Below are 8,753 nucleotides of genomic sequence, written 5' to 3'. Positions count from 1 at the left end.
CTTCGGGGTATAAGGCTAAAGAAGAGGGGACGACAGAACGCACTACGTACAGCGGGACACACGTATTAGGTACAGAAAATACTCAAATTGTAGCTGGTGAAGATATAGCCATAGTGGGTTCTAGAGTGGCAGGAAAGGCCGTTACAGTACAAGCAGGTAACGATTTAATCATACAAAGCCTACAAGACACAGAAACTTATCGTGGTAAAAGCAGATCTACTGGGGCTAGTGTATCTGTAGGTTTAGGAGCTACGCCAACGATTAGCGGCTTTGTTACTGGAAGTAAAGGAAAAATGACTAGTGATTATGCGTCGGTGACAAATCAAGCTGGGATTTATAGTGGTGTGGACGGCGTACAAATTGAAGTAGGTAATACGACTACTTTAGAAGGGGCTGTGATTGCTAGTGAGGCTTCAGCAAATAAGAATACAATTACAACGGATACTTTGCTTACTAAAGACATAGAAAACAAAGCGGATTATAAAGCGAGTGGTTATGGTGTAGGTTTTACCTATGATAGTACTTATAAAGATGCTAAGAAACGCTATGAAGCTGGTAATTTATTGACGGCAGAAGAACGAAGTACCTTAAATAACTTGCATAATAAAATAGGAATTATTCCTAGCTTATCAAGTGGAGCCAAAGGGTCAGATAGTTCTATAACACAGTCAGCGATTGCTAAAGGAAGCATAACGGTTCACTCTGATAATGTGGATGTGAATAAACTTAATCGTAATACAGCGGATACACTCCATACGTTGACAGCTATTTTCGATAAGAAGAAAGTAGAAGAGCGACAAGAATTAGCTAGTCTCTTTGCTAAGAATGCGTTTGAACAAATTCACTATTGGGAACCTAAGACTGACCAAGAGAAGACTGAAAAAGCTATTGTGCATGGTATAATTGCGGAAATCTCAGCTCGTTTAGCTGGTACTACTGCTGGGAGTGGTTTTTATGCAGGCTTTACTAATGAAATGGTTATTAACAAACTAGCAGACATAAGCCATAATGATCCTGCCAAGATGCAATGGTTAAGTGCGGCTGTAGGCGCGGGTGTAAATGCATTGATTGGTAATGATGTGCAAACAGGAGCTCGAGTGGCACAGTCGGGGACTAAGGATAATGAGTTACAACAATATTCTGGTTGGGATGATAGAACGAAAGATAGAATTGGTAATTATAATGAATTACAACAACTTATTTGGAATAATAAACAAAAGGCTGCAAATGAAGTTATTTATGCAGTGAAAGTATTGTTGAAAGATCATCCTGAGGTAATAACTAGTATGTCTTCTGACTATATATCTACTTCTATTAGCACTCCAATTGTGGAAATTCTTGCCTGTGTTGCTATCGTGGATAAATTTGGCAATGTATATGGTTCGTTAGCATTGGCTCCAGGGGTTACAGCAGGATTGCCAGGGAGTATTAGTAAGGGATATTTACCAGCAACTGTGGATTCAACAACCGATAAATTTATAAATGCTATAGAAGGAGTTTATGGATCAGTTACAGCAAGAGGTGTTGTAGGGGGGAGTATTGGTTTGTCTCAGGCAGGTGTAATTTCTGAATTAAATGCGGCTGCTAATACAGAATTAAGTGTTGAATTTGGATACACATGGTATATTGGAAATATTAACGATGATTAATAAGTTTATTAAAGGTATGAGATGAAATGGTAAAATTTATTCGTAAATTAGGATATATATATGGCGGTATTTTATTTTTAATGCTCATTTTAGGAGGGCTATATCAACTTATATTTTATTCTTATATTGAAAATAGAGTAGAAACATTAAAAGAAGTAGCTGGGAGAATAGAATTTGTTCAAGCACATAAACATAGTGAAATGAAAATTGAAGGGAATTTTCACATTGAAAAAAAGATAGGATTCAATGTTTATGTAGATGAACAACATGAAATAATATTGAGTCAATTAATTAATCAATTTAAAAAGAAAGGGTGGGTAATTAGTAAAGTAAATAGAAGATATTATGGTTTTAAAGCTTATAATGACAAATATGTTTTTATAGCTTCTCCAATAGTAAAAAAAAGTAAGATTACAGGTGAAGATGAATTTACTAATGAGTGGGCTGTAATATTTTATTATAATAATTTTTTTGCTAGGAGTAATATTTAAGGCTAGATTTAATTTTCAATATAACATTGCATATTCGTTGAGGACAGTTATTTTTTAGTTATTAAGAAGTATATTTATTGTTACAGGCTGGTCGTGATGTATCTATGACAGCCGCTCAAATTGGCTCCCTAGAAGGGACGACCATAGAGGCTGGTAGTAATATAAGGGCTAATTCTGCTGAGCAATATGATTACACTATGGCCGATGTGAAGGTGAAGAAATCTGGGATTATGGGTTCTGGTATGGGCTTTATGATTGGAACTAAAAAGTCCACTGATACACAAAGTGGTTCCTATATTACACAAGTAGGCACTACTATTGGGAGCGTAAAGGGGAATACGCAGATTAAGGCAGGTGATACGGTTCATTTGACTACGACTAATGTAGTGAGTGGACAAGATGTTATAATTGGGGGCCAAGATGTAATTCTAGATGGTGCCTATAATACAGCAGATGAAAATTATTATGCTAAGCGTTCTAGTTCCGGATTAACAGTTAGTTTAGGGGGCGTGGTGCCATCTGTATTGCAAAGTGCTAGTAATTATATTAGTCAAGGGAACCATCGAGACAATACATTATTAGGTACGCTAGAGTATGGCGAGACAATTTAATTCAGCTTCAAATTGGTGTGGGCGCGTATACCTCCTCACAATCGCAATCACTTCATTCGGCAACGTATACGGGTGGTACTATCATTTCGAAAGAGGGTCAGATATTTATTACGGCTACGAGCGATGATGATACAAAAGGTACTAATTAAGGCCGTTAGTGAAGCTATACGGGCAAATACTGTCTTATTACAGGCTTCTAAGGATATATCTTTAGAGAGTGCTACTCATACACAGCGCATAGAAGAACAAAGCTCAAATTCAGGGGCCTCATTGGGTGTTAATTTAGGTACAACTGGTATACTGGGGATAGATGCTAGTGTATCTCGTGGCCGTGGTAACACAGTGAGTCAAGTCGTTACGCATGCGCCTATGAGCGTAGGGACGAGAGAAAATCTATCTATTGAGGCTGGCCGAGATATATCGTTAGTAGGCGCTACGCTACAGGGCGATAGGGCTATAGTTAAGGCGGGGCAAAACTTAACGATACAGAGTGTACAAGATAAGAAGGACTATACATCGAAAACTAAAGAAACAGGCTTGTCCGTGTCTATTCAACCAACTGGTCGTATAGGCTCTATTGGTGGAGCCTATAACATAGGTGAGACGCAGAGTCAGTATGCGAGTGTTACGAGTCAAGCGGGGATATATGCTGGGGCTGGTGGTCTTACTGTTGATGTAGGCGATACCACACAGTTAACAGGGGCTGTATTGCATAGTGAAGCTACACCATCTAAGAATGTAGTTAAGACCGGTACCTTGGTGATGGAAGATATTCATAATGTAGCGGAATATACCTCAAAATCTAAAGGGTTTTCCTATGTATATGATGATGAGTATGAGCAGGCGAAGCGTAAGTTGCAAGCTAAGGAACCATTATCGCCAGGTGAGATACATACGCTAAATAATCTACATAATCAAGTGGGGTTACTCCCTGATTTATCGGTAGGAACTTATAAGAAAGAAACTTTGGTGACACAATCCGCTATTACGGATGGGCAGTTACTTATTACTGATGGTGTCATAGATATTGAAACGATTAATCGTGATACTACCCAATCACTGCATATGTTACAGGATATATTTGATGCGAAGTCTGTGAAAGAAAAAGAAGAATTAGCACGTCTCTTGTCTAAAAATATTAATGAAGGAATTCATATCTTGAGTGAACATAAACACTGGGCTGAGGGAAGTCCACAAAAAATAGCTCTCCATGCATTAAGTGCCGGTTTATCTGCGCAAGTAGCTAAAGGCGATTTCCTTGCTGGTGCGGTAGCCGGTGGTACTAATGAAGCCCTTTTACCTAAATTACAACAGATGTTAGCTACCGATGATCCAGCTGTTTTACAAGCTGCCAGCGCTATTTTGGGATATGCTACTAATAAGACGCTTGGTAAAGATGGTCGGACAGGGGCGGCATTGGCGCAATATGGGACGAAGTGGAATGAGTTAATTACATTTAATCCAGGAAAATATGCTTATTATGATAATTATTTACAGGCTAAAATGGATCAGGAGAATTATGTTAGAAATGAATTTATAGAAATAGATGAGGAAAAAGGAAGCTTTAATAACATGAAAAGGCAAAGTTATAAAGCGATGATAAATTTACTATCTAGATTTTTTGGTATACCGGGTGAAGTAACTTATGTGTCATCAGATAATAATAATAGTTATACGTTTAATAAATTTAGTACGGTATCAAAAAAAATGGTTAGTACAAAGGAATTTCAAGATTCTATTAAATTTTATTTAGCTTATAATGGAACAGGAAATTTTAATGAGGTGAATGTTTTTTCAAAGAATGAAGTATTAGGAAGTGAAAATATAAAACATTCATTTAATGATGGGCGTATTTTAGATACATTTAGTAATATTGAACTTTTTTTAGCATTTAATCGTTCTACTATATCTTTTACAGGTAAGTTAATAGATGAAACCTCTCGGAGTAGAATTTATTATACATACGGTTTTTTAGGTGATAAATTTAAATTTAGAGATTCTGATAGTTGGTATAATAATCCTGCAGGGGTAATTAATGCAGTTGGAGCAGATTGGCAACGAACCGGTGCAATAAATCCTACTGAAATATATGTAGAATTTGAAATGATTGTAGAGGTTAATAAATAAGATGTTAAAGAGAAATATTAGTTTATGGCTTATATTAAAGATTTCAATAGTGATCAATATTATATTTTTGATTTGCTTTTATATTAATTCAGGGGTGTTTAAAGAAAATAGTGATATGATAGTAGAAGTTGATAATTATAATATTCAAGTATTAAATAATGGTATGGTTTTAGATTTTAATCAAAAAAAAGATAATGTAATAGCTTTAAATGCTAAAGCTTATAAAATAATTGAAGAAACTCCGATTGGTTCTGAACGAAAAAAAGTGCTGATAGTAAAAACTGTTAGTAGTAATGAAAAAGATGCATATTTAATATATAGAGAAGCATATAATACTTGGTATTTTATAGATTTCTTTTATACAAGATTAGGCCCATTTACAGGAGGCATAGTAAAACTAAATGATTGGAAATATTTAGAAGCTATATCGAGTCAAATAAATATTAATCCACAAATGACTATAAATGATAATGTGAAATCAGGAGATGAGATTACCGTATTACAAATTAATGAATTAAAAAATTTTATTAAAGAAAATAGGTGGATAATCATAAAATAGTTTGGTGTATCCAGGGGTGATATAGTTCGTTTGTAAGGAGCTAATAACTGAATACTACCGAAGTAAGTGCATCAAGTGGTTAGTCAGGGGGCTAACTGTATATGAGGGCATAGTTTTTTCATTTGAAGTCGATATTTCAGGATCTATAGGATATACATGGTATTTAGGCACATTAGTTAAGTAAATGTTTTAGAAAGGAATAGAGTATGTTAAAAAAGATTAAAAATTTTCTTAGGCTTTATTGGAATAGTTATATACCTATTATAAGAAATGTGTTTTTAGGAATTTTTTAAGTGCTAATAGGTGGCAAAGTATATAACTGGGTGTTTTCAGAAGAGGTAGAAAAACAATATGGAGAATTATCTAAGAAAATTTATAGTATAGAGAATTTTGATAAACGGATTTTGAACGTGAGAGTTGGAACAGGCAATATTGTTATTGCAAAGGAGGCAACAGCTAATATTGATATGGGTGGGGATATTGATGAGGCGATGAAGAGTCGAGAAGAAATAATAGACTATTTCTTGCGTCATGGGTGAGAGCCCGTTTCTTTACGTAAGAATGATTTAAAATTTAGAAATGAGAGATATGAAATTAAGTTATTTGGGCCTATGAGACTGATCATAATGGTTTTAGTACTTTTATTGTAACGGATTTTATTCAATATGTCTTTTTTGTACAAAAAAGTAGGCGCCAAGAGGACACGCAACTTGCGTTTCTCTTTAGCGCCCCAAAATAAATTATAGAACAATTTTAGTTATGTATTTGTGGATAAATAATCTTCTCCTTCGTACTCATTTAAAGACATATTTGATATAATATAAGTAGATTAAACAGGGCCTGAGGAGGCTAGGATTTCGTTAAATGGTAAAGGAGTTGACATAGGTATGTCAGAGGTATTTTTCACATCTTTACGAACTCGTGTAGGTGAAAGCTTGCTTGATAAATTAGAACGTTTAGTGCGCCGTGCCGGCATGGATAAGATTGATTTTAATAATAAATACGTAGCTATTAAACTGCATTTTGGTGAACCAGGGAATTTAGCATTTATTCGCCCTCAATATGTAGCTCGTATTGTGAAATTAATTAAAGAGTGGGGTGGCAAGCCGTTCTTAACAGACTGTAATACTTTATATGTAGGGGGCCGCAAAAATGCGCTTGACCATTTAGAATCGGCGTATCAAAATGGTTTTAATCCCTATAATACAGGGGCCCATGTAGTAATTGCTGATGGCCTTAAAGGGCTAGATGAAGTATTAGTACCCGTACCCGATGGCAAATATGTGAAAGAAGCTAAAATTGGTCGTGCGCTTATGGATGCGGATATTATTATATCCTTAACTCATTTCAAAGGCCATGAAGCGGCTGGTTTTGGTGGTGTTATTAAGAATATTGGTATGGGCGGAGGCTCGCGGGCTGGCAAAATGGAACAGCATAGTGCCGGTAAACCATTTGTGCAACAAGAGATTTGTGTAGGTTGTCACAAATGTGAGCAGTATTGTGCGCATGATGCGGTTCATGTAACAGATGGTAAGTCCTTTATTACGGAAGAAAAATGTGTAGGTTGTGGCCGTTGCGTTGGCGTATGTCCTGTTGATGCAATTTCGCCTATGTGGGATGAAGCGAATACGGTATTAAGTGAAAAAATGGCCGAGTATACGGCGGCAATTGTGCGTAATCGACCTCGTTTCCACATTAGCTTTGTGATGGATGTATCGCCATACTGTGATTGTCATGGTGAAAATGACGTGCCTATTGTGCCAGATGTAGGTATTATGGCTTCGTATGATTTAGTGGCGCTTGATCAAGCTTGCGTAGATAAAGTAAATGCGCAACCTCCTATGCCAGGCAGTATGTTAGCGGAAGCGCCTGAAAAGAGTTGGGATCACTTCCATACGATTGCTCCAGAAACAGATTGGGAAGCGGCTCTAGTGCGGGCGGAACAATTAGGGTTAGGTTCGCGGAGTTATACGATTGTAGAAGTTAAATAAAAAATAGAAATTGTGAAATAGGACAGTGAAATAGAATAGTGAAATAGAATAGTGAAATATAATCATAAAATAAAAGCGTGAAATAAAGATTTTATATAAAACGGCTAGACCTACTCTCGAAAAGTGGTGTCTAGCCGTTTGTTATAGAGATGCGCTGCCGTGTTATTACTAAAAAAGCCTCCCCGAAGGGAGGCTTGAAATAGCAAGCTATTATTTGGAGTACAATTCGACGATGAGCGTTTCGTTAACTTCGATAGGAAGTTCAGCACGTTCAGGAAGACGAGTCAAAGTACCTTTGAAAGCTTCTAATTCTTTAGTAATGTAAGGAAGTTCGAAAGAACGAAGTTCCTGGAAGTTAGATTTGAACATTTCGTTGTCACGGGATGCTTCGCGAAGTTCGATTACATCACCAGGTTTGCACTGGTAGGAAGGAATGTCTACGCGACGACCGTTAACAAGCACGTGGCCATGGTTAACCATCTGACGGGATTGACGAATGGAGTTACCAAAACCGATGCGATATACAAGATTGTCAAGACGGCATTCTAACAAGATTAACATGTTTTCGCCGGTAACACCTTGCATTTTTTTCGCTTTATCATAATAGCGTACGAACTGGCGTTCTAGCAAGTTGTAGTATGCTTTAACTTTTTGTTTTTCTAATAATTGTGTGCCATATTCAGACATTTTTTTCTGACGTTGGTCTTTTTTTACGCGCTTTAAAGCTTTGGAGTGACCGAAAACGTTCACACCGAAGCGACGACATAACTTAAAGCGTGCTTCTCTTCTCGTTGCCATGTGATTATCACCTCATGATTAAAATAAAAAAATAAATAAACCGTACCTACAAAGGTACCTGATAATCATAGCATAAATAAGGCTTGCCTGTCAATGTAGAACTCACTAAGTATATTAGTGACTCTATAATAACACAAAGCGTGCAAATCATTAAAATTCGATAGAGTTTTTACAGTAAATATGATTAATTTGAATTTATATTCTAATAAATTGTATATTGTAAAAATTATGTGAGTTTGTGACAGGTATTTGAAATCGAAAATTATAAGAATAAATTAGGATGTTGTTCGCTGTGATTATATACCTTGGAAGATAGATAATATAATCATATTATTTTAGTATAGTATAATTGTTGTTTTGAAAAAGACAGTTGATAAATTCAGTCGTAGCAAGTCTTTTTATCCTAGTAAAGGAATAAAAATTTACAAAAAAATTGTATCTATCCCTTTTCTTATTAATTAAATACATGGTATACTAAAGAAAAGAAAGAAGAGATACCTTCAATACCCGATGGGGGTATTTTTTAG

The 8,753-nt window shown here is 36.0% G+C and carries 8 protein-coding genes; 7 read left to right on the top strand and 1 reads right to left on the bottom strand.

Features of this window, described 5'->3' with window-relative positions; all coding sequences use genetic code 11:
* The 7 genes from VER_RS01350 to VER_RS01320 form a co-directional block, all read left to right on the top strand.
* Window positions 1-1,649: hemagglutinin repeat-containing protein (locus tag VER_RS01350; protein ID WP_202922100.1), on the top strand; the 1,649-nt coding region annotated here is incomplete at its 5' end.
* 26 nt (window positions 1,650-1,675) lie between these two features.
* Complete coding sequence (locus VER_RS01345; RefSeq protein WP_162099093.1) at window positions 1,676-2,140, top strand: hypothetical protein; 465 nt, start codon at window positions 1,676-1,678, stop codon at window positions 2,138-2,140.
* A gap of 77 nt (window positions 2,141-2,217) precedes the next feature.
* Window positions 2,218-2,751 carry a hemagglutinin repeat-containing protein gene (locus VER_RS01340; protein WP_162099092.1) on the top strand — a complete coding sequence of 178 codons (534 nt, stop codon included), beginning with the start codon at window positions 2,218-2,220 and terminating at the stop codon, window positions 2,749-2,751.
* Between the two features lie 126 nt (window positions 2,752-2,877).
* Window positions 2,878-4,878, top strand: coding sequence for a hemagglutinin repeat-containing protein (locus VER_RS01335; protein ID WP_162099091.1), 2,001 nt, complete (start codon window positions 2,878-2,880; stop codon window positions 4,876-4,878).
* A 1-nt stretch (window position 4,879) separates the two neighbouring features.
* Window positions 4,880-5,437: a hypothetical protein gene (locus tag VER_RS01330; RefSeq protein ID WP_162099090.1), complete on the top strand. Its 558-nt coding sequence runs from the start codon at window positions 4,880-4,882 to the stop codon at window positions 5,435-5,437.
* A gap of 293 nt (window positions 5,438-5,730) precedes the next feature.
* Window positions 5,731-5,976 carry a hypothetical protein gene (locus VER_RS01325; protein ID WP_162099089.1) on the top strand — a complete coding sequence of 82 codons (246 nt, stop codon included), beginning with the start codon at window positions 5,731-5,733 and terminating at the stop codon, window positions 5,974-5,976.
* 342 nt (window positions 5,977-6,318) lie between these two features.
* Window positions 6,319-7,428 carry a DUF362 domain-containing protein gene (locus VER_RS01320; protein WP_162099100.1) on the top strand — a complete coding sequence of 370 codons (1,110 nt, stop codon included), beginning with the start codon at window positions 6,319-6,321 and terminating at the stop codon, window positions 7,426-7,428.
* A 210-nt stretch (window positions 7,429-7,638) separates the two neighbouring features.
* Here VER_RS01320 and rpsD read toward each other — a convergent pair whose 3' ends face one another.
* Window positions 7,639-8,226: a 30S ribosomal protein S4 gene (gene rpsD / locus VER_RS01315; RefSeq protein ID WP_162099088.1), complete on the bottom strand. Its 588-nt coding sequence runs from the start codon at window positions 8,224-8,226 to the stop codon at window positions 7,639-7,641.
* Between the last annotated feature and the right edge of the window lie 527 nt (window positions 8,227-8,753).

This window comes from Veillonella sp. R32, assembly GCF_010093125.1.
Lineage (GTDB): Bacteria > Bacillota > Negativicutes > Veillonellales > Veillonellaceae > Veillonella_A.
The sequence above is the reverse complement of the archived record's forward strand: the minus strand, read 5'-3'. Positions and strand labels throughout refer to the sequence as shown.